This window comes from Pasteurella oralis (assembly GCF_042681465.1).
GTDB lineage: Bacteria > Pseudomonadota > Gammaproteobacteria > Enterobacterales > Pasteurellaceae > Pasteurella > Pasteurella oralis.
In genome coordinates, this window is sequence record NZ_JBHUFP010000006.1 from 16,910 (window position 1) to 36,726 (window position 19,817).

Annotated in this window: 18 protein-coding genes and 1 pseudogene; 12 read left to right on the top strand and 7 right to left on the bottom strand. The window is 36.0% G+C overall.

Going from position 1 to position 19,817, the window contains the following annotated elements; translation table 11 throughout:
* Positions 1-81: 81 nt before the first annotated feature.
* The 3 genes from ftsX to ftsY form a co-directional block, all read right to left on the bottom strand.
* Positions 82-1,017 (bottom strand): permease-like cell division protein FtsX, encoded by a 936-nt coding sequence (ftsX, locus tag ACFSAV_RS05955; RefSeq protein WP_379097376.1) that lies wholly within the window; start codon positions 1,015-1,017, stop codon positions 82-84.
* Between the two features lie 11 nt (positions 1,018-1,028).
* Positions 1,029-1,679, bottom strand: coding sequence for a cell division ATP-binding protein FtsE (gene ftsE, locus ACFSAV_RS05960; RefSeq protein WP_379097379.1), 651 nt, complete (start codon positions 1,677-1,679; stop codon positions 1,029-1,031).
* Positions 1,680-1,754: 75 nt separating this feature from the next.
* The gene (gene ftsY, locus ACFSAV_RS05965; RefSeq protein WP_379097382.1) at positions 1,755-3,185 is read right to left on the bottom strand and encodes a signal recognition particle-docking protein FtsY; all 1,431 of its coding nucleotides are present in this window, start codon (positions 3,183-3,185) and stop codon (positions 1,755-1,757) included.
* 184 nt (positions 3,186-3,369) lie between these two features.
* Here ftsY and ACFSAV_RS05970 point away from each other — a divergent pair, with 184 nt between their 5' ends.
* The 9 genes from ACFSAV_RS05970 to ACFSAV_RS06010 all read left to right on the top strand — a co-directional run bounded on the left by ACFSAV_RS05970 (position 3,370) and on the right by ACFSAV_RS06010 (position 13,284).
* A complete protein-coding gene (locus ACFSAV_RS05970) occupies positions 3,370-4,362 on the top strand; it encodes a hypothetical protein (protein ID WP_379097385.1) in 993 nt (330 codons plus the stop codon).
* A 273-nt stretch (positions 4,363-4,635) separates the two neighbouring features.
* Complete coding sequence (locus ACFSAV_RS05975) at positions 4,636-5,616, top strand: hypothetical protein (protein ID WP_379097387.1); 981 nt, start codon at positions 4,636-4,638, stop codon at positions 5,614-5,616.
* A gap of 209 nt (positions 5,617-5,825) precedes the next feature.
* Positions 5,826-6,191, top strand: coding sequence for a hypothetical protein (locus tag ACFSAV_RS05980; RefSeq protein ID WP_379097390.1), 366 nt, complete (start codon positions 5,826-5,828; stop codon positions 6,189-6,191).
* Positions 6,127-6,756, top strand: coding sequence for a hypothetical protein (locus ACFSAV_RS05985; protein WP_379097393.1), 630 nt, complete (start codon positions 6,127-6,129; stop codon positions 6,754-6,756). Before ACFSAV_RS05980 ends, ACFSAV_RS05985 begins: the two co-directional genes overlap by 65 nt.
* A 216-nt stretch (positions 6,757-6,972) precedes the next feature.
* Complete coding sequence (locus ACFSAV_RS05990; protein ID WP_379097396.1) at positions 6,973-7,890, top strand: hypothetical protein; 918 nt, start codon at positions 6,973-6,975, stop codon at positions 7,888-7,890.
* Positions 7,891-8,203: 313 nt separating this feature from the next.
* A complete protein-coding gene (locus ACFSAV_RS05995) occupies positions 8,204-9,187 on the top strand; it encodes a hypothetical protein (protein WP_379097399.1) in 984 nt (327 codons plus the stop codon).
* A gap of 726 nt (positions 9,188-9,913) precedes the next feature.
* Positions 9,914-11,104, top strand: a complete 1,191-nt coding sequence (locus ACFSAV_RS06000) for a hypothetical protein (RefSeq protein ID WP_379097402.1) — start codon at positions 9,914-9,916, stop codon at positions 11,102-11,104.
* A gap of 54 nt (positions 11,105-11,158) precedes the next feature.
* A complete protein-coding gene (rsmD, locus tag ACFSAV_RS06005) occupies positions 11,159-11,761 on the top strand; it encodes a 16S rRNA (guanine(966)-N(2))-methyltransferase RsmD (RefSeq protein WP_379097405.1) in 603 nt (200 codons plus the stop codon).
* Between the two features lie 11 nt (positions 11,762-11,772).
* Complete coding sequence (locus tag ACFSAV_RS06010; RefSeq protein ID WP_379097408.1) at positions 11,773-13,284, top strand: surface lipoprotein assembly modifier; 1,512 nt, start codon at positions 11,773-11,775, stop codon at positions 13,282-13,284.
* A 121-nt stretch (positions 13,285-13,405) separates the two neighbouring features.
* On the opposite strand, the pseudogene ACFSAV_RS06015 reads toward ACFSAV_RS06010, so the two are convergent.
* Positions 13,406-13,639: pseudogene (locus tag ACFSAV_RS06015) on the bottom strand (HigA family addiction module antitoxin); the annotation flags it as partial.
* Positions 13,640-13,877: 238 nt separating this feature from the next.
* Between ACFSAV_RS06015 and trmL the strand changes: the two are divergent.
* A complete protein-coding gene (gene trmL / locus ACFSAV_RS06020; RefSeq protein ID WP_101776384.1) occupies positions 13,878-14,354 on the top strand; it encodes a tRNA (uridine(34)/cytosine(34)/5-carboxymethylaminomethyluridine(34)-2'-O)-methyltransferase TrmL in 477 nt (158 codons plus the stop codon).
* Positions 14,355-14,412: 58 nt separating this feature from the next.
* On the opposite strand, the gene ACFSAV_RS06025 is transcribed toward trmL, so the two are convergent.
* A complete protein-coding gene (locus ACFSAV_RS06025; RefSeq protein ID WP_379097411.1) occupies positions 14,413-15,282 on the bottom strand; it encodes a VirK/YbjX family protein in 870 nt (289 codons plus the stop codon).
* Positions 15,283-15,392: 110 nt separating this feature from the next.
* On the opposite strand from ACFSAV_RS06025, the gene yihA reads away from it, so the two are divergent.
* Positions 15,393-16,010: a ribosome biogenesis GTP-binding protein YihA/YsxC gene (gene yihA, locus ACFSAV_RS06030; RefSeq protein WP_379097414.1), complete on the top strand. Its 618-nt coding sequence runs from the start codon at positions 15,393-15,395 to the stop codon at positions 16,008-16,010.
* 108 nt (positions 16,011-16,118) lie between these two features.
* Entirely contained in the window at positions 16,119-17,651 is a 1,533-nt protein-coding gene (locus tag ACFSAV_RS06035; protein WP_379097417.1) for a YifB family Mg chelatase-like AAA ATPase, read from the top strand.
* A 90-nt stretch (positions 17,652-17,741) separates the two neighbouring features.
* Here the strand turns inward: ACFSAV_RS06035 and ACFSAV_RS06040 are convergent, their stop codons facing one another.
* The gene (locus ACFSAV_RS06040) at positions 17,742-18,581 is read right to left on the bottom strand and encodes a divergent polysaccharide deacetylase family protein (protein ID WP_379097420.1); all 840 of its coding nucleotides are present in this window, start codon (positions 18,579-18,581) and stop codon (positions 17,742-17,744) included.
* On the bottom strand, positions 18,578-19,807 hold the full coding sequence (gene envC, locus ACFSAV_RS06045; protein ID WP_379097423.1) for a murein hydrolase activator EnvC: 1,230 nt from the start codon (positions 19,805-19,807) through the stop codon (positions 18,578-18,580). The genes ACFSAV_RS06040 and envC overlap by 4 nt, the downstream gene beginning before the upstream one ends.
* Positions 19,808-19,817 lie beyond the last annotated feature (10 nt).

Below are 19,817 nucleotides of genomic sequence, written 5' to 3' on the forward strand. Positions count from 1 at the left end.
GCGACGATGCAATGATCTCAACATGTCGCTAAAACCAACCGCACTTAATGCTGCTATCTAACTAAAGTGCTGTCACTTTTTTTAATTTTTTCGTTCTAACATATTGATATGACGCGTTGCAGCAATCCAAGCACCGACATACCCTACTAATGTACAAATAATGAGCAAGAACAAAAATTCTGCCAAATTAACGCCGTTTAATTCAAAGGTGACAGCAAAAATATCAGTGACATATTTAACAGCATTCGTGAAATAACCAATCACTACGCTACTAAATAAGCAGGCAAATACCCCGCCTAACACTGCGTAAATCATGCCTGTATAAAGAAATGGACGTAAAATAAATTGATCTGTCGCACCTAATAATTTCATCACTTCAATATTAGTTTGGCTGCTGTAAACGTCAGAACGAATACTATTACCAATCACTAAAAATACAGCTAACGTCATCAATACAGCACAAAAAATAGCAACATGTGCAGCTAACCAAGTCAATGCCGTTAATTTTTCTAGCCAATCATTATCTAAACGTACTTCCTGCACGCCTTTGATCTTGTCTAAATTTTGGCGCAGCTCATTACGCTTTTGTGACTGGTTATATTCTTGCGACGGCTTAATGATCACTACCGCAGGTAACGGATTATCATCTAATATATCCAATTCATTATTAAAGCCAGACCAATCACGAAACGCATTTAAACTTTCTTGGCGCGAAATGTAATTTAATGACTCAACACCTGTTTGCTGACGAATTTTTTCTACCACTAAATTAGCATCTTCTTCAGTTAAGGTCTTATGTAAGTAAACTGTTAACTCACTTTCAGGATAAAATTGAGTTGTTGCTTGATGAATATTTTTCCACAATAAATAACTTACTGTAGGAATAGTTAAAGACACACTAATCACTAAAATAGTCAATAACGTACCAAAACGACGTTTAAGCAAATCTGCCCATACTGCACGCAACACATAATGTATTTGCACCCAAAATGGTGCTTGAACACGACGAGAACTCATCACGACTTTCCTCAACGTAAATAACCTTGTTCAAGAACAAGGCAAGGTTTTGGTTTTTGTTGAATAATATTCAAATCATGAGTTGCAATTAATACCGTCATTCCCATTTGATTTAATTCTTCAAACAAACTAAAAATTTCAAAAGACAAGGCATTATCAAGATTGCCTGTCGGTTCATCTGCTAATAATAATTGTGGTTTATGAACAATCGCACGCGCAATATCTACACGTTGTTGCTCACCACCAGATAAATGTACGGGTAAATGATTAGCTCGATCACGTAAACCAACTCGATCGAGTGAAGCAAGAGCACGAGTTTCCGCTTCTTTTGGATGCATACCCGCAATAATGAGGGGTAATGCTACATTATCAACAATAGAACGATCGCCTAATAAACGATAATCCTGATGTACCATGCCAATTTGGCGACGTAAGAAAGGGATTTCATAAGCAGAAAGACGAGTAATGTCATGACCATTAAACCAAATTTGCCCGCCATTTGCGCGCTCCATCCCCATAATTAATTTCAGCAATGTACTTTTACCTGCACCAGAATGTCCCACAACATAAGTCATACTTCCCACAGGTAAATGAAAACTGATATTTTGTAAAGCAGGTTTACCACCTAGATAGGCTTTACTCACATTTGAAAATCTAATCATTTTTTCATCTACTTCTAATGTGTTATTCACATCAAGATTTGCACTTGCAAAACTGACTTTCCTAAAATAAAACGATTAATCTTCGTGTACAAACAATGCTTCAATAAATTCATCAGCATTAAATTCACGTAAATCTTCAATTTTTTCACCCACACCAATATAACGAATTGGCAAATTAAATTGATCAGCAATAGCAAAAATGACCCCACCTTTTGCTGTGCCATCTAATTTAGTGAGACTAATACCAGTTAATCCCACCGCTTCATGGAACAATTTCGCTTGACTCATTGCATTTTGTCCGGTACCAGCATCAAGAGTTAACATAATTTCATGTGGTGCAGTTTCATCATATTTTTTCATGACACGCACAATCTTTTTCAATTCATCCATTAAGTTGTTTTTATTCTGTAAACGTCCTGCCGTATCCGCAATTAACACATCAATATTACGCGCTGCAGCTGATTGCATTGCATCAAAAATCACTGAGGCAGAATCTGATCCCGTGCTCTGTGCGATTACAGGGATATTGTTGCGCTCACCCCAAATTTGTAACTGCTCTACTGCTGCTGCACGAAACGTATCGCCTGCGGCTAACATGACAGATTTGCCTTGCTGTTGGAATTTACGTGCTAATTTACCTATTGTTGTGGTTTTGCCTACACCATTGACGCCAACCATTAAGATCACATAAGGCGTTTTACTTTGATCAACTATTAAAGGCTGTGTCACTGGTTTTAAAATTTCTGCCATTTCCACTTTTAACTGCTGATACAATAATTCTGCATCTTGCAACTGCTTACGGCTCGCATGCTGCGTTAAATTCTGAATAATTTTAGTCGTTGTAGGTACGCCTAAATCTGCTACCAAGAGCTGTTCTTCTAATTCTTCAAATAGCTCATCATCAATTTTTTTACCTAAAAACAAGCTACAGAAACCCGCACCAATATTTTGTTTAGTTTTTAATAACCCTTTGACTAAGCGGCTAAAAAATCCACCTTCGCTTGGTTTCTCTTGCTCCTCTACAGGATGTTCACATTTTGGCTCTTCTACACAAGGCTCGCTCACTTGCTCAAACTGTGTTTCGCTGTCACTTTCAGTAATCAATGGCGGCGTTTCTGCTTGAATAGGCTGTTCCGCAATAATAGACTCAACAACATCAACGGATTCAATATCTGCTAATGTAACATCGGCATCAAGTGCTGGCACATCTGTGCTGGTTTGTGCAACCACTTCCGCAATAACGTATCTCGATATGCTTGCTTCTGACGATATTTCTCTGTCTTCTGATGGTAAAATTTCGTCAAAACGCACCGCACTTTTCGCTTCACTCTCTTGCGCTCTCGCTTCCTCTTGCATTAATTCCGTGCAAGATGACGTTTCTGTTTCAACTGGTTTGACCTGCGTTTGCTGTGACGATGCTTGTGTTGTGTGATCTTCCGCCTGAGCTTTTTTCTTACCTAAGCCCAACCAAGACCAAAAGCCGCTCTTTTTATTTTCTGTTGACATAACTCTCTCTTAAAATAGTAATTCGATTTCTTCATTATAAAGGCAAAAATTATTCGTTAGTTTACCATTGAATAAATCTACAATAAAAAATTTCCACAAATTTAACTAAAAAAGCGTAAAATTGTTCAGTCTTTGACAAAGGATAGGACTTTATGAAATTAAGACTCACAAAAGGAATGAGAAAATGCAGAAATCTATTTTTACTTTAGCTATTGTTAGCCTCTCAACGTTATTAGTTGCTTGCGGTGGCGGAGGTGGTGGTGGCGGTAATTCAGGCAACCCATCACAGCCAATTCAACCTGCGCCAAAGCCTGCACCAGATCCAGCCCCACAGCCAAAGCCGCCTGTTCCTAACCCGCAGCCAGATCATCCTGCCGACCCAAACCCAATGCCAGATCCAATGGATAAGCCAAAACCACCTGAAACAATGCCAAAAACAAATGAATGGCGTGGTGGATGTGAATCCTCTTCTCAAGATATTTGTAGTGCTGAAACAACTAATCAAGTTAAAGTATATACTTTAAAGACAGTTGAAGATTCAAAGGTAGCTCATCATGAAGTAACAACAGAAACTGCAGAAACGCTCACATTAACATTAGGAGCTGGCGAATCTAAAAAAGTTTATCCTTCAACAGATTCTGGTTCTAATTATAGTTTTACTTTATTAAGCTCAAATAATACTAATGGTGACGTTTATTACGGCTATCGACAACGTGCCAATAGTAACACTAATGGTAAACATTATGATTTTGTTTATGGTTATCGCGCTGAATTAGCTAACAATAATATCCCTGAAAATTACACTGCCAATTATAATAAAAGTGGTGGGTTTATATATTCGCCATTTAGCTTCTCTAACACAGCTAATAATAATATTAAGTACACAGGTGATGTACAACTAAGCTATAAAAATGGCAAAGTTAAAGGAAAAATCTGGGGTGGTCAAGCGTATGAAACAATATTTCTTATTTCAGGTAATGGTACAAATTTAACACTTGAATCAACAAACGCTGTACCTAACCCTATCGATCCAAATCAAAAAGGCTCAATTAATGTGCATTTTATTGATTCCACAAAAGGGGCTAACGATCATAAATACCTAGTTGGCACTGGTAAAAGCCAAAATGGTACAGACAAAACAGGGTGGGTTGGCGTACTGTTCGCAGAAAAACAGTAATCTTATCAACATTTCGTTTTATATAGGGCGGAGCAATGCATCTGCCCTAAAAATCACTCTCCAAAATTAATTCAATATCAAAAGTAACCTAGTGATTGCATTTCTCAAATAACGTCTTCTCTTATTTTGATTACAGAATGTTAAATGCTCAATTGGCATACAAATATTAAATCTCTGTAAATCACATGTACAAATAAAAAACAGCATGTAAAATAATCCCCTCTTTACATAAGGGCATTTATTTATCATGTTTACGTCGTCAAGGAATCTAATATGAAACAATCCCTACTCAAAATTAGTTTAACTGTAGCACTTTGTTCTTTGCTGATCGCTTGTGGTGGTGGAGGTGGTGGTAACGGTAGTAATTCAAGTAACCAAGCACAACCAATTCAACCGGCACCGAATACCGTTCCAGAATCACCAAAACAAAATGAACAAGCTGGCAATCCTGACAGTCAACCACAGAATCCGCCTAAAATTGATGTACCAAAGCAGTCAGAACAAGATCAGCCAAAAACAACTGAATGGCGTGGACAATGCTACTCTGCTAGTTTTTGTACTCACATGAATGAACCGAGTAGTGCAGTCACTGTTTATAAACTCACACTCAAACCGAATGCTACACCAAATAACAGCACACAAGATAGATTTGAATCGCGCGAAGAAAAAATTTCATTAATCCCTGGTATTAATGGCAATAGTACAACTGAATATCACTTTACCTTACTTGGCACAGCAAATAATGAGATAGGCTATTATGGCTATCGCCATACAATAGGAAATAGCCCAGATAAAACACAAGTGGAAGTCCTTTATGCAATCAATTCTGAGTTTAAAAGCAAAGATCAAAAACCAGCTACTCTGAAAGCATATTACAAAAAAGATAGAGGTTTTATTTATAGCTCGATAGATTCTTCAAACAGTAATATTAAAAATTATGGTGATGTAAATTTAGTCTACTATGAGGGCAAACTTTCAGGTTCAATTTATCGCTCATATACAGACAGTGTGCCTAATGTAAATAAAGATAAAATCTTTGATATTAAAAACGCTATTATTACGCCAACTGGTGATCTGCAAGGCACAATAAGATCAGATGATAAAGCTGTCCTGGATTATGAGTTTGCTAATTCCCAAAAAGGCGAAGAAAATCATCAATATTTATTTGGCTCAGCGAAAGGTGAATCATGGTCCGGTATTCTTTTCGCAGAAAAACAGCAAGAAAAACCAGCAGCTAAACCTTCAAATAAATAAATATTCTCGTTTTTATATTATAAAGGCGTAAATTACGCCTTTATTTTGACTATTGTCCAGCTTCATTAAAAAACAAAATCTGATTTAAAGACCACTCTATTTTCCTACATTATTCTGTAAATATCTGTACAAATAAAAAACAATAGGTAAAATAGCCTTACTTTATATAAGGAAATTGCTCACATTTAAAATATTTAAGGAACAAGAATATGAAAAAATCCCTTCTTAAAATAAGTTTAGCTGTAACCCTTTCCTCTCTGTTAATCGCTTGCGGTGGCGGAGGCGGTGGTGGCAGTAATTCAGGCAACCCATCACAGCCAATTCAACCTGCGCCAAAGCCTGAACAACCTCAACCACCTTCTCAGCCACAGCCTCCAGCAGATCCTACCCCTCCACCAAAACCAATGCCTCTACCTCCTGCTGAGCCTAAAGCCAATTGGAAAACAGATTGTACAGCATCTTATACCGCTGCTTGTAATGAAAATGGAAACAAAAATGCAGTAAAAGTATATGACATTACAACAACTGAAGATCGTACAAATAGTGGAAAAAGATATTACTACAGAAACAGCTAAAGAGATCAATTTAACATCTGGTGAAAATATAGGTGATGGATATAAGTTTCAATTATTAAATGATGATAACATGTATTATGGCTATCGCCTGCGTGCAGCTCCGAATAAAGAAGGAAGTTACTATGAGCTTATTTATGCAACCAATGCTGATTTAGTTACAAATATACCAAACAACTATACTGCAATTTATAAGAAAAATAACGGTTTTATTTATTCTCCATATAGCCTTAATTCATCAAATAACAACCAGAAAAAAGAAGGTAATGTAGAATTATATTACAACAATGGTAATGTGACAGGCATAGTCTACGAACCAACTAATCAGACTAATAAAATCTTTGAGATAACAGGGCAAAATAATCAATTAACAATTACATCTACAGAAAATATTAGTGATTCAGGTACACTTATTTCTCCTCGCCAAAAAGCAGCTATGACAGTGCAATTTGTTGATTCATCCAAAGGCGCAAGTGATCGTAAATATATTATTGGTACAACAAAATCTACACCTGGGGGAAATGAAGTCGGCTTTTCAGCTCTTTTATTCGCAGAAAAACAAAATTAATAATCACAGAAAAATGGGGAGATATATAACTATCTCCCTACTTTTTTCCCACAAATAAAAAGTAATATTTTTATTTACCATTCTACCCATCCTCTTCAAAAAATAATTGTAATTAAATTTCTGTAAATTAAATGTACAAATAACAAACAATAGGTAAAATAGCCATATTTTATATAAGGAAATTTGCTCACGTTTAAAATATTTAAGGAACAGAATATGAAAAAATCCCTTCTTAAAATAAGTTTAGCTGTAACCCTTTCCTCTCTGTTAATCGCTTGCGGTGGCGGAGGCGGTGGTGGCAGTAATTCAGGCAATCCATCACAGCCAATTCAACCTGCGCCAAAGCCTGCACCAGATCCAGCCCCTCAGCCAAAGCCGCCTGCTCCTAACCCGCAGCCAGATCCTCCAATACCTAAACCACAACCGAATGACCCAATGCCTCATCCAAGAGAGCCTGAAACACCACCGAAAGCAAATGAATGGAGTGGTAGTTGTGAATCATCCTCCTCAGATTTTTGTAATACTGAACTGAGTAATAAAGTTAAAGTATATACTTTAAAAACAGTTGAAAACTCAGCATTTCCTCATGATGTTACAACAGAAACAGAACAAATTATCACATTAACTTTAGATAATAATGAAACTAAAAAAGTTTATTCCCCTAGCGAAGGCACTGATTCCGCTTATAACTTCATTTTATTAAGCTCGAATAATACTCATGGTGATGTTTATTATGGTTATCGACAACGTGCAAACAATAATAAAAATGGTCGACACTATGATTTTATTTATGCTTATCGTTCTGAGTTAGCGGCTAACATCCCAGACAACTATACTGCTTATTATGAAAAAAGTAATGGTTTTATATATTCACCATTAAATCTTGCCAGTACATCTGATAATAATTTGCTATTTAAAGGGAATGTCAAATTAACTTACAACAATGGAAAAGTAACTGGCTGGGTTGAAGGAAATAAACAAGCTGAACCAATCTTCCAAATTTCTGGAAGTGGTACTAATCTCATTATTGAATCGACAGCCCATGTCCCACACCCTATTTCACCTAATCAGAAAGGAGAAATCAATGTACATTTATTGACTCAACAAAAGGCGCCAATGACTATAAATATCTAGTTGGTACTGGTAAAAGCCAAAATGGTGCGGATAAAACTGGTTGGGTAGGTGTCCTCTTTGCTGAGAAACAAAGTAAATAAAAATATCAATAAAGATAAAGATGGTAGTAAACTTCTTTATCTTTTTTATATTCCTTAGACAAATTTCTATTCTATTTAAAATTAGTAACCATATTTAGCCATCCTTAATCTTACATATCATTTAAATTCACTAAATCAACTTAAATATCTGTAAATTATGTGTACAAATAAACAACTGTGTGTAAAATGACCGCACCTTACATAAGGATATTGATTATTAAAAGGAACAAAATATGAAAAAATCACTTATTAAAATGAGTTTAGCTGCCACCCTTTCCGCTCTGTTAATCGCTTGCGGAGGTGGCGGTGGTGGCGGTGGCGGTAACTCCGGCAACCAAGCACAACCTATTCAACCTGCACCACAGCCAGCACCAGAACCGCCAAAAAAAGACAACCAGGCAGGAAATGCGGATAATCAACCACAAAATCCACCATCAAAAAATGATCCAAAACAACCTGAGCGCGATCAATTGGAAGCAGGGCAATGGAAAGGACAATGTTATTCAGCGACTTTTTGTACTAAATCCAATGAAGCAAGCAATATGGTTACTGTTTATGAATTAACTTTAAAACAGAATGCTATACCTGGCAGTAGTACACCAGACAGGTTAGAAGTAAAAGAGCAAAAAATTAATTTAGTACTAGGTAATAACGAAAGTAATGAATATCAATTCACATTATTAGGTGAAGAAAATAACTACGTCGGCTATTATGGTTATCGCAATAATATTGGTACTAGCCAAGATGTAAGACAAATTGAAGTACTTTATGCAATAAATTCGGAGTTTAAAAGTAAAGAGCAAAAACCATCAACATTAAAAGCATATTATAGAAAAAACAGAGGATTTATCTATAGTCCTACAGCCTCATCAAACAGTAGCATTAAAAGTTACGGTGATGTAGATTTAGTCTATTATGATGGTCAACTTTCAGGTTCAATTTATCGCTCATATAATAGTGCAGGTTCAAAAGATAAAATTTTTGATATTAAAACGAATAATAATACTACGACTATTACACCTATTACACCTATTGATGATCTCCAAGGTACTATAAAAGCAAATGACAAAGCCGTCCTTAATTATGAATTTGCTAACTCAGTAAAAAATGAAGAAAATCACCAATATTTATTCGGCTCCGCAAAAGGTGATTCATGGTCTGGCATTCTTTTTGGTGAAAAACAACAGGAAAGACCAGCGGATAAACCTAAACCGTAAATAAATCCTAGCCCATTTCATACCAGCAAAGGCGTTTTATATACGCCTTTGTTTTTTACTGTAAACAAAAAACAGCCTTTCACTAACAAATACCACCAAAAACTGCTAAATTAGATAAAATCTCATTTTTTCTTACACAGTCCGATACTCTTTATTAAAAAATTGATAAATATTAAATAAATTTCAATAAAAAGTATTAAATTCTATATGTACAAATCGAAAAATTAGTGTAAAATGGCCGCCCTTTTATAAGGAGATAACTGATATGTATTTTTAATACAATAACAGTAAAAGGACTTACAAGATGAATCAGACCCATTTAAAGATAGGTTTGATCGTTAAATTGCTAGTGTCTTTATAATAAAGACACTAGCAATATGTTTATAAAGCAAGCATTCAAGAATAAAAACAAGTTAACTTTATACAGCAAAATCATAAGCTCTTATTTTGGCTAAATTAAATAAATCTTTTATCCCACTTCGTTAAATTTATACTTAAAAAATAAAGCATTCCAATACATTTTGTGATAATTCTACATAATCGAAAAAATCACGTTATTCGTTATACCATTTCATAATATAAATACATAAAAATCTATCATCTTCGCTCACTAATATTTAATCAAACAGTTAAGCCCGACCTATACAAATTAAAAAAGCAATGTAAAATGCCCTCCCTCATTTAAGGAAATCACGAGATTTTATTTAAAATAAAAGGAACTTTATAATGGAAAAATCTATACTCAAAGTAAGCCTATTAGTCGGGCTATCTACATTATTTACGGCTTGTAGCGGAAGTAACGGCAGCGAATCACCATCATCAAAAACCCCCTCAACTCAATCAATACCTCAAAATTCACAACAACCTGAAAATGGAAAAAAGCAAACACATTCCAACAATTCGGACACTAACAAAGAGCAAATAACCCCGCCTCAATCAAATAACAACGATAAAAACGCCACAAATGACTTATCCAATAATCAAGAAAATCCTGAACAATCGCCCCATGCTAAAAAAGAAAGTTCAAATCAAAATAATTCAAATGGTGTAGAAAAAACACCTCAAAATAACTTAACTGAAAAACAAAATTCAGAAAAAACAAACATTAATAGTAATAAACAACATGATCTGATCCATAATAATCAAATAGAAAAAGAACTCTCTTCTAAACCAAACGAACCTATAAATAGAAAAAATAATGAAACACAGCCTCAGCATATGCAATGGAATGGACAATGTCTCTCAGCTACTTTCTGTACCTATATTAATGAACCTAGTGATGCTATAACAGTTTACGATTTAAATTTAAAAGAAAATGCAACTCCTCAAAATACAACAATAGATAAATTGGAAAAACAAGAAAAAAAGATTACCTTGAAACTAGGAAGTGGAAATAAAAATAATGAATATGAATTTACTTTATTAGGTGAGCAAAATAATCAAGTAGGATACTATGGTTATAGAAATACTGTAAGTAATAAACCTGATTCTAGACAAGTTGAAGTTCTCTATGCAATAAATAATAAATTTAAAAGCCAAGATCAAAAACCAAAATTTACTGCTAATTATAAAAAATCAAAAGGATTCATCTATACTTCGATAACTGAAAATAGTAATATTAAAAATTACGGTGATGTAGATTTAGCCTATAATAATGGTAAACTTTCCGGTTCAATTTATCATTTAAACAGTAAAGAAAAAATTTTCTCTATCACAACAAATAATCAAAATACGACTATTATTACACCAGTCAATGACCTACAAGTTACTATAAAGAAAGATGATAAAGCAGAACTCACTTATGTTTTCGTTGACTCAGGTAAAAATAAAGGAGAGCACAAATATCTTTTAGGTGCGGCAAAAGGTGAAACTTGGACAGGTGTTCTGGCTGCAGAAAAACAAAATAATACTCATTAAACTCAACATAACAAGGTAAAATAAGAGCGTTTATAATACGCTCTATTTAACCAAATGAAAAAAACAATACAAAAATCCACCTCACTTAAAGGTGAAGTACGCATTATTGCAGGCTTATGGCGTGGACGAAAGCTACCAGTACTTCATGCTGAAGGCTTACGACCCACTGGTGATCGCGTTAAAGAAACGTTATTTAATTGGTTGATGCCTTATATTGTTGATACTTACTGTTTAGATTGCTTTGCGGGCAGTGGCTCACTTGGTTTTGAAGCATTATCGCGCCAAGCCAAACAAGTGACTTTTCTAGAACTAGATAAAGCGGTTGCCGCACAATTGCACAAAAATTTGCAAGCCTTAAAATGCACAACTGAGCAAGCAAAAGTGATCAATCAAAACAGCTTACAATTTTTAAAATCTGCGCAAAATACACCGCACTTTGATGTAGTTTTTGTCGATCCACCTTTTCATTTTGGTTTGGCACAACAAACCATTGATTTACTCACTCAACATAATTGGCTCAAACCTAATGCCTTAATTTATGTGGAAACTGAGAAAAACCAATCAATTGTTGTGCCAACGCATTGGCAAATCTTGAAAGAAAAAATCACTGGACAAGTTTGCTACCGACTTTATTATTCTCATACAACTTCAAACTAGCTTATGGACTTATGGATAAGAAAAAACACTTTTTAACTCTTCTTACGACTATGGCATTATGCGGATTCAGTATTTCCCCTACCGTTTTAGCTGAACAAGTGGTCACTGTTGATAACCATCGCCCTGATGAACATTTTCATAAAACGCCACAAATACAACCACAATCCCATTTGCCAGCCAAATCTAAACAAGATCAGGCACAAGCGCAGCATCTTTCACTGACCGCTGAACAACTACTACAACGCCCTGATTTATTATTACGCGCGCTCATCCCTGTTTTAAGAAATAATGACATGCGTGGTGTTGAACTGCTGTTGCCCATTTATGAAAAATTACCTGAAAAAGATCCTTTTTTATTAAAATGGGCAAAAGCAATTGTGGCTAAAAAACAAGGAGATCTGACAGAATCTATTCGCCTTTATCGTGAATTAATTGCCGAACAGCCCGCTCTCCAACCAGCACGTTTACAATTAGCAATTGCATTGATGCATAATCGTGAGTATGAAGCAGCTGAAGGACAATTCAATCGCTTACGTGCAGAAAATCTACCACCACAGTTAATACAAATTATTGATGGTTACATTAATGCAATCCATGAACAAGATAGCTGGAGTTTTTATAGCGGTGCAAACTATTTACGCGAAAGTAATGTAAATAACGCACCGAAAAAAGGCACTAAGGCAGATGGCTTCACTCCGTCGAGTGAGCCAGAAAGTGCAGAAGGTGTAAGTTATTTCTTTGGTACGAATAAAACTTGGTCACTCAAAAATGGTTTTTTTGCTGAATTTAATACTGACATCAACGGCAAATATTACTGGAATAATCATAAATATGATGAGTTTTCACTACGTGCGGGTTTAGGCGGTGGTTATCGTAATGCCAAAGCTGAAATCAAATTGATTCCTTATATGGAGCAATTTTGGTATGTAGGTGGAGAAAATGCAGATAAAAATGCTAAAACCTTACACCGGTACTCCAAAACTGGTGGCGTATCGTTAGATTTCAGCTACTGGCTAAACCAAAATTGGAAAATATCGACCGCGCTGGAATATGGTGAACAGCGTTATCCAAGCCCTGAACGTAAAAAATCAAACGGGAATTTATATTCCTTATCAAACACGATAATGTACTTCCCAAATAGTCAACAATATTGGTTCGCAGGCGCTGATTTTTATCGCAAAAATGCGAATTGGAAAGCAAATGCCTTTGATCGTCGTGGTATCCGCTTAGGTTGGGGACAAGAATGGCCTAAAGGGATTTCAACACGTTTACAGTTAAACTATGCTAAACGTACATATCATATGCCCTCGGCACCTCAAAATGCTATTTTTGCACCAAGTTTCTTTAAAATCGCACAGAAAAACCATGAATATGGTATGAACTTTACAGTTTGGCATCGTAGTATTCACTGGTTAGGTATTACACCTAAAATTACTTGGTCATATCAAAAAACAGACAGTAATAATCCATTCGCACGCTACGATCGTAACCGTGTATATTTAAGTGTAAGTAAAAATTTCTAAGCAAATAAAAATGCCCGACTTTGCTATTGGGCATTTTCTTTTTAGAAGCTAAAACTTAAGCTATTTTTTCTAAAACGCTACTTGTACTCATTAGTGAAATATTATTTAAACTTTCTTAAAATCATACATTATTATCCAATTCCCACAAATCAAGCTTCATTTGTAAATTCAACCAAAACTCAGAACTCGTATTAAACAATTTAGCCAACTCAAATGCCATGTCTAAAGATAATTTTGTATTGTTATTAACTATCGCGCTTGCTGTATTTCTCTGCACATCCAACAAGATCGCTAAATCAGCAATTTTTAAATTTAATAGTATTAAATATTCTGCTAATAAAATATCACCTACAGTTGATGGTTTCTCTTTACTTTATTCATCATTAATCCTCTACTCTATCTTCTAATCATATTTTATATTCATGTTTATCTAATCTAATTTCTGATATTTTTTGTCTACAACGTTCTTTAAATCGAAATATTAAACGGTATTTTCCATTGATTATTATCGAATAAAGATTATTCCTACCACATTCAGCCATCACCAAAACTATGCTAAAATTCCCTCTACTTTTTCTCAATCATGATTAATTATGTTAGATATTGTTTTATACGAACCTGAGATTCCACAAAATACTGGCAATATTATTCGGTTATGTGCAAATACGGGGTTTCGTTTACATTTAATTGAACCATTAGGTTTTACTTGGGATGATAAGAAATTGCGCCGATCGGGCTTGGATTATCATGAATTTGCCGAAATAAAACGACATAAAACTTTTGACGCATTTTTACAAACAGAACAGCCTAAACGCCTATTTGCATTGACCACGAAAGGCACGCCTGCTCACAGCCAAGTACAATTTGAATTAGGTGATTATTTAATGTTTGGTCCTGAAAGCCGCGGCATTCCTATGGCTATCCTCGATAGCTTACCTACACAGCAAAAAATTCGGATTCCAATGACAGAAAATAGCCGCAGCATGAATTTATCCAATTCTGTTGCTGTTGCCGTTTATGAAGCTTGGCGTCAACTAAGTTATCTAGGTGCTACTAATGTTATACGCTAAAGCAAAACTTTAAAAAAATAGACCGTACTTTACAAATTGGTCGCCTTAGGCGACCTGACTATTGTTGCAAAATGCGATTCATTGAATCTTGTAATTGCTCTAACATCGCATAGCGCTTACGATACATCGAACGCTTATTACTCGGAATACTCTCCATCTCTTTGATATTGAATTGTACTGGCAATTCCCAGTAATCTTTTAACACACCTGCTGATTCAGCAAAAATCGCATCATAATCCACCACATAACGTTTACTTTGTACTAAACGCGATTTGTTTTGATACTTATGTGGAATACCTAATAATTTTTGATAACCAAAGGCGTTAGTTAATGCTTTCATTGCTTCCACCATCAAGTATGCTGGACGTAAACCATGACATTTTTTAGTCAGTTGTTTCACAATGTCTTTTGAACCATCAAAATTTGGACCTTGAATCACAGCAATTAATAACGCTTGTTCAACTTTACCAAAAGTTAAAAGATAGATTAGTTCTTGCGTCGGTCTATAACGTAATTCTAGCGCCCAAAAACCTTCCATCGCTTGGTATTGATTAAGATTCAAATAAAGCTCAAAATCCTCTATAACTTCACCAAAACAAATCGGTTGTTGCCACAATTGAGGTAAGCCAAGTGTGGTCAATTTTGCTGGAATAAAATGTAAGTTATCACAAATACTAGCAAAACGTTGTTGTGTATTAAAACGTTTATCTAAGAAACGATGAGCAAGCGGATAGCTAAAACTCGCTTTCTTATTAAGCAAATCAACTAAATTTGGATGAGTATTAATAAATTGTTCAAAACGTTTAATATAAGTAAAGTGCAATAATGAACGTAGCTGAAAACGAAAACGTTTTAGACGATAGGATTTTTTGCCTCGATCAGGATATAACGCATGTGGACTTGGCCATTGATATAATTGGTTTGCCATAAAATTCAAATAAGTCAGATTAAAGATGGACCATTTTCGCACAATTTGCTGATCTTTTCATTTTTTTATCTGTATTTATCAGGTATCCTAAGCGCCACAAAGGAGCGTTTATGTCTGACATCAAATTGAATTATCACAAAACTCATTTTCTCACCAGTGCCCCAAATATTCGTGCTTTACCAGAAGATACTGGCATTGAAATTGCTTTTGCTGGTCGCTCAAATGCAGGAAAATCAACAGCGTTAAATGCCTTAACGAATCAAAAAAGTTTAGCACGTACCTCAAAAACACCGGGACGAACTCAATTAATTAACTTATTTGAAGTTGAGCCACAATGTAAGCTAGTAGACTTACCGGGTTATGGTTATGCAGCTGTCCCTGAACAAATGAAGATTCAATGGCAAAAAGCGCTCGGTGAATATTTACAAAAACGGGCATGTTTAGCAGGTCTAGTGGTGTTAATGGATATTCGCCATCCACTCAAAGATCTCGATCAGCAAATGATTGAATGGGCAGTTTCTGCCAATTTACCAGTACTCTTATTGCTGACTAAAGCAGATAAATTAAGTCAAAGTGCCAGAAGTAAACAAGTCAAAATGGTCCGTGAAGCGATTTTACCTTTCCAAGGTGATATCCAAGTAGATGCTTTTTCTGCTTTAAATAAAATTGGTATTGATCGCCTTGCAACAAAATTAGATAGCTGGTTTACACCACTTTTTGCTGAATAATAATTTGTTTCTGCGATCTAAATCGTAAAAAAATGTGAAATTCATGAAAAATGAAGCGCACTTTTTTATTCTCTGCAAGTTTTCTTTTTCTAACTTGTGGAGTCAAGGATGTCTCTTGCTATTGTATATAGTCGCGCCTCTATTGGTATACAAGCCCCTTTAGTGACAATTGAAGTGCATTTTAGTAATGGCAAACCGCAATTTAATTTAGTCGGTTTACCAGAAAAAACAGTGAAAGAAGCACAAGATCGGGTACGTAGTGCACTATTAAATGCCCAATTCAAATATCCCGCCAAACGCATTACCGTTAACCTCGCACCAGCAGACTTGCCCAAAGAAGGCGGGCGTTTTGATCTACCTATCGCACTTGGTATGCTCGCAGCAGCAGGACAAATTGAAACACAAAAACTACAACAATTTGAGTTTGTTGGTGAGTTAGCACTTACTGGTGAACTACGTGGTGTACAAGGTGTCATTCCAGCCATTCTTGCCGCTCAAAAAGCAAAACGGAAGCTAATTATAGCAAGCCAAAATGCGAACGAAGCAAGCCTAGTTTCAAATCAACAAACTTATTTCGCCAATAATTTATTAGATGTTGTGAACTTCCTAAATGAACGTATCAATTTGCCTTTAGCTTCGACATTAACAACACAAAGTGCGGTTGGTTTTTCACAAAAAAATCCGCTGGATTTAACCGATATTATTGGTCAACAACATGCCAAACGCGCTTTAACCATTGCTGCGGCAGGACAACATAATTTACTCTTTCTAGGTCCTCCAGGTACAGGAAAAACAATGCTAGCAAGTCGCTTAACAATGTTGCTACCTGATATGACAGACCAAGAAGCGATTGAAACTGCCGCAGTAACTAGCCTAGTGCATAATGAATTAAACTTTCATAATTGGAAACAACGCCCTTTTCGCACTCCTCATCATAGCGCATCTATTCCTGCTTTGGTCGGCGGTGGAACTATCCCTAAACCGGGTGAAATTTCACTCGCACACAATGGCGTTCTTTTTCTCGATGAGTTACCCGAATTTGACCGCAAAGTCTTAGATGCGCTACGTCAACCATTAGAAAGTGGCAATATTATCATTTCACGAGCTAATGCCAAAATTGAGTTTCCTGCACGTTTTCAATTAGTTGCTGCAATGAACCCTAGCCCAACAGGGCATTATCAAGGCCCTCATAATCGTGCGACTCCGCAACAAGTTATGCGCTATTTAAACCGCCTTTCTGGTCCATTTTTGGATCGTTTTGACTTATCTATCGAAGTACCATTATTACCACAAGGTGCATTACAAAATAACCATAGTGAACGAGGTGAAAGTAGCGTACAAGTGCGTGAGAAAGTATTAAAAGTACGTGAGATTCAACTTAGTCGAGCAGGCAAAATCAATGCATATTTAACCAGTAAAGAAATTGAGCGAGATTGTAAACTCGATAATAAAGATGCGTTGTTTTTAGAAAATGCGCTAGCTAAATTAGGCTTATCAGTACGCGCCTATCACCGCATTTTAAAAGTAGCACGCACAATTGCTGATCTCAATAATGAAACACAAATTAATCAAAATCATTTAGCTGAAGCGCTCAGCTATCGAGCAATGGACAGGTTATTACAAAAGTTATCCCAGTTGTAAAATGTGCCTATCTATTAAGCAACCTAGCTTATCAGCGCTTAATCATAATGTTTTATACAAAACATTAATAAAATCGACCGCACTTTTACCTTACTGTGGTACTCCTCTTAGCATTGGTACAAATTGATAAGGTGATGTTGATGTGGGTGCTGGAATGTCATTAAACAATAAAATAAAAGGTTTTATTGGTACTACTTTTTCATTGCGCCATAAACTCCCAATACCGACTAATTGCACATCGGCTGGTAAATTTTTCAATCCAGCTTGTAAAACAGCAACTGTATTTTTACGCGGATGTCCGATAGCAATTGCAGCACCATGTTTTTGTGCATAATGAACGGCACGCTGAAATTGATGTTGAACATCAGCATATTCATTACTATCATCAAGGAAAATATGGCGTTCAAGGGAAGTTATACCTTGTTCCTTTGCTATTTTGTGCGCAACACTACGCCCAATAGTACGACTATCTAAAAAGAACAAATGTTGTTCTCGTAAAGCTATCATCAGTTTTGTCATCAAATCTACATCAGAAGTTGCAGCGCTTCCCATATGGTTATTCATACCAATTGCATAAGAAACAATGTCTTTCGCTGTTTTTACACGCTGCTTAACTTCCGTTTCAGTTAAGCCTAAAGTTAAACCGCCTGCTTCTATTTTTTGCTGATTTAATGGCTGCATTGGCATATGAATCAATACATCTCGCCCTTGTTGCTGTGCTTGTAAATTACGTTGCTGTGCATGAGGTGCAGAAGGGATAATTGCGACAGAAACCGCTTTCGGCATTGCATAGACTTGCGCATCTTCTTTTTGATGGTAGCCTATATCATCAATCACAATTGCAAGCTTCGCTGCTTGTACTGGAGCAGCAAACAAAATTCCAGCAAAAACGACCGCACTTTTAAGCCCAGCTAAGATCAACTTACTCATTTCAACCAACCTACTGGATTGACTGCCACGCCTTTACGGCGAATTTCAAAATATAACCCTGATTGTGATTGTCCCCCACTGGTTCCGACTTCGGCAATCTTCTGTCCCGCTTTAACAAATTGCCCTTCTTTTACTGTGACCGATTGATTATAACCATATAAACTTAAATCATTTTCACCATGCTTTACAATCACCATCAAACCATAGCCTTGTAACCAACTAGCTAAAATGACGCGTCCATCAGCAATTGCTTTCACTGTCGTACCAGCAGCTGCGCTAATTACCATTCCTTTCCAGCGCAATTCACCCATTTGTATTGAACCAAAACTATTTAAAATCTTGCCGACTACAGGATAAACATATTGTTTATTGGGTTTACCCAACCCACTTGCACTTACCATCAATTGCTTTTCTTGTGCTGTTGGTTTATAAGGCTTCTGTGTTTTCTTTTCTTCTGCTTGTTTTTTCTGTGCATAGGCCTCACGCTCACGTTGCTCTTGCTGGCGAGCCGCTTGTTCAGCACGTTGAATCTCTTGGCGTAACGCATTTTCATTAGCACGCAATGTTTCTAAACGTGTTTCATCACGTGATAAATTACGATTCAATTGATTTAAAGTTGATTGGCGTTCTTGCTGAACTTTTTGTAATTCTTGTTGCTGCTTTTTTTGTATTGATAATTGCGTTTGCTGTGCTTTTTGCTGCTCAATGATTAATTCTTTATCTTTCGCTAATTGCGTCTGAGTTGCTTTTAATTCATCAATAAGAGCGACACGCACTTGGTTTATATGCGCATAATATTGCTTCATCCGATCCGCATTTTTCGCCTCATCAGAAAGCATTCGCTCTAATGTTGATGGATTCGCACCAGAGCGATAAGCAGAATCCAGTTGTTTCGCAAGCTTCTGTTTTTGCTCTTTTTCTTGTTGTTCTAAACGCCTAATTTGTTTATCCGTTTCATTAATTTGCTTACGGATTTCTTTTAAATCTATTTCAGTTTGGCGCAATTGACCAATCACATTATTAATCTGATTTTCTTGCGTTTTTAATGTCGACTGAAGCTTTTGCTGCTCTTTTTTTTGCTCTGCAATTTTTTGTTCTTGTTGTTTAATTTGTTTTTGAATTTGCGACAAATCATTTGCTTGTACTGAAATAGCAACACATAAGCAACCACCAAAAAGTACGGTTAAGATTTTACGCATTTTATACTTATCCAATAAAAACCACATTGCTAAACTT

Coding starts and splice junctions, on each gene's coding strand:
- yihA (WP_379097414.1), top strand. CDS start 15,393: ATGTCTGACATCAAATTGAATTATCACAAAACTCATTTTCTCACCAGT.
- ACFSAV_RS05975 (WP_379097387.1), top strand. CDS start 4,636: ATGAAACAATCCCTACTCAAAATTAGTTTAACTGTAGCACTTTGTTCT.
- ACFSAV_RS05980 (WP_379097390.1), top strand. CDS start 5,826: ATGAAAAAATCCCTTCTTAAAATAAGTTTAGCTGTAACCCTTTCCTCT.
- ACFSAV_RS06025 (WP_379097411.1), bottom strand. CDS start 15,282: ATGGCAAACCAATTATATCAATGGCCAAGTCCACATGCGTTATATCCT.
- ftsE (WP_379097379.1), bottom strand. CDS start 1,679: ATGATTAGATTTTCAAATGTGAGTAAAGCCTATCTAGGTGGTAAACCT.
- ACFSAV_RS06035 (WP_379097417.1), top strand. CDS start 16,119: ATGTCTCTTGCTATTGTATATAGTCGCGCCTCTATTGGTATACAAGCC.
- rsmD (WP_379097405.1), top strand. CDS start 11,159: ATGAAAAAAACAATACAAAAATCCACCTCACTTAAAGGTGAAGTACGC.
- ACFSAV_RS05995 (WP_379097399.1), top strand. CDS start 8,204: ATGAAAAAATCACTTATTAAAATGAGTTTAGCTGCCACCCTTTCCGCT.
- ACFSAV_RS06040 (WP_379097420.1), bottom strand. CDS start 18,581: ATGAGTAAGTTGATCTTAGCTGGGCTTAAAAGTGCGGTCGTTTTTGCT.
- envC (WP_379097423.1), bottom strand. CDS start 19,807: ATGTGGTTTTTATTGGATAAGTATAAAATGCGTAAAATCTTAACCGTA.
- ftsX (WP_379097376.1), bottom strand. CDS start 1,017: ATGAGTTCTCGTCGTGTTCAAGCACCATTTTGGGTGCAAATACATTAT.
- trmL (WP_101776384.1), top strand. CDS start 13,878: ATGTTAGATATTGTTTTATACGAACCTGAGATTCCACAAAATACTGGC.
- ACFSAV_RS06000 (WP_379097402.1), top strand. CDS start 9,914: ATGGAAAAATCTATACTCAAAGTAAGCCTATTAGTCGGGCTATCTACA.
- ACFSAV_RS05990 (WP_379097396.1), top strand. CDS start 6,973: ATGAAAAAATCCCTTCTTAAAATAAGTTTAGCTGTAACCCTTTCCTCT.
- ACFSAV_RS05985 (WP_379097393.1), top strand. CDS start 6,127: ATGACATTACAACAACTGAAGATCGTACAAATAGTGGAAAAAGATATT.
- ACFSAV_RS05970 (WP_379097385.1), top strand. CDS start 3,370: ATGCAGAAATCTATTTTTACTTTAGCTATTGTTAGCCTCTCAACGTTA.
- ACFSAV_RS06010 (WP_379097408.1), top strand. CDS start 11,773: ATGGATAAGAAAAAACACTTTTTAACTCTTCTTACGACTATGGCATTA.
- ftsY (WP_379097382.1), bottom strand. CDS start 3,185: ATGTCAACAGAAAATAAAAAGAGCGGCTTTTGGTCTTGGTTGGGCTTA.